Below are 1,825 nucleotides of genomic sequence, written 5' to 3' on the forward strand. Positions count from 1 at the left end.
GTCTCACCTGGAGCGATGACGCCACCAATGGTGTGGGCGGTGAGTTCATGGACGATGCCCGTTTGCGGAGATAAAATATCGACGCGCCGTAACTCATCCTGGGCGGCCACTCGCTGTTCCGCAAGTTCGGCGAGCTTGGCTTCGACATCGCGCAGTTCGGTTACCACCTCGGCGCGCCGATCTTGATCCAACTGGAGGATCTGCAGTTCCGTCTCGGTCACCCTTGTTGCTGCGCGGGCAATTTCTGTGATGAGCTGACCTCGCTCTCCGGAGAGCTGCGCCCGGAGCCGTTCAAGCTCGGCCAGCCGGTTGAACTGGACCAGTTGCTGACTGTTGAGGTTACGGACGCGAACCAGCTCCTGCTCGATCCACGATAGCTCTTCTTCCTTCGCGCTTTTGCGAATGATCAAGCCTTCCGTCTCCTGCCGGATCTGATCGATCCTTTGGTGCAGCTGTGCCTTTTGTCCTTCGATCGTCTGTGTTCTCGCAGTGAACAGGGCCCGCTCAGCACTCAGGTATTCAAGCGCGGTCGTTTCATCCGTCTGCCGGGATAATTCGGAAGGTATCGCCATGTCTTTAGCGTTGTCGCGCTCGGTGACGAGGCGCAAACGTCGCGCTGACAACTGATCGACTTGTTTGGTGATGATCGAGAGATTGGCGCGAGTAATCGTGTCATCAAGCTTAAGCAGGAGATCTCCAGCTTCGACACGCATCCCGTTTCGCACGAGGATCTTGCCGACGATGCCGCCTTCTCTGTGCTGGATTTTTTTCACGTTGCCTTCGACCACCACAGTGCCAGCGCCTAGAACCGCGCCGGAGAGATTAGCGGTTGCGGCCCAGCCGCCCATGCCAGCGATTAGGGCAGTCATGGTCAGAGCAGCCGCGATCGAATAATTGCGGATTGATCTGGCTGCCGGGCTAGGATCGGGACTGGTCATGACTTCTCCGTCACGGCACGCATCGTCGTTTTGCGTAGAACCTCATCACGCGGCCCGAATGTCACCATAGCGCCTTGTGCAAGAACCAGGACGTGGTCTACGGCGGCCAACGCATTTGGTCGATGTGCGATGACGACAACGATCGACCCGCTCTCTCGAATAGAAACGATCGCGTTGGTCAGCGCCGTTTCTCCTTCCGCATCAAGGCTGGCATTTGGTTCATCAAGGACGATCAAAAACGGCTTGCCATAGAGCGCTCGGGCAAGTCCGATCCGTTGGCGTTGGCCCGCCGACAGCATGGCACCGCTTACTCCAATGCGCGTGTCGTAACCATCAGGCATGGACAGAACCAGTTCATGGGTACCCGCGAGTTTTGCTGCTTCTATGATGGCTTCCGGTTTGGTGACGGCATCGAAGCGGCTGATGTTTTCGGCGATGGTCCCATCGAACAGCTCGACCCCTTGAGGGAGGTATCCGAGCGAAGGGCCAAGTGCCTCCGGGTCCCATTGATCGGTTTCGGCACCATCAAGACGGATCGTCCCGCGGACGGGCGGCCAGATACCAACGAGTGCGCGCGCAAGCGTGGATTTTCCCGATCCGCTTGGACCGATGATTCCGACCCCCTGCCCTGCTAAGAGGTTGAAAGATACGTCGCGGATGATTGGTGTCTGTGTTCCGGGCGCTACGACAGTGACCGACGATACACTGAACGACCGTTCCGGCCGTGGCAGGGGCATTCGGTTTTCGTCACTGCGGAATTGCTCCAGTAGCTGATAGAGGCGACCGCGTGCCTGACGAGCGTTGACAAAGCCTTTCCATTGACCGATGGCCTGTTCAATCGGTGCCAATGCTCGCGAGGTCAGGATAGATGCTGCGATCATCGCACC

2 protein-coding genes are annotated in these 1,825 nt (G+C 58.1%); both read right to left on the minus strand.

The annotated features are described in order from the left end of the window. Positions 1-938 (minus strand): HlyD family type I secretion periplasmic adaptor subunit (locus E8M78_RS18645; protein ID WP_137136484.1); only part of this gene is annotated, 938 nt, incomplete at its 3' end. Then, positions 935-1,825: ATP-binding cassette domain-containing protein (locus E8M78_RS18650; protein ID WP_137136485.1), on the minus strand; the 891-nt coding region annotated here is incomplete at its 5' end. The genes E8M78_RS18650 and E8M78_RS18645, both read right to left, overlap by 4 nt.

The sequence above is a fragment of the Rhizobium sp. FKY42 genome (assembly GCF_005222835.1).
GTDB lineage: Bacteria > Pseudomonadota > Alphaproteobacteria > Rhizobiales > Rhizobiaceae > Neorhizobium.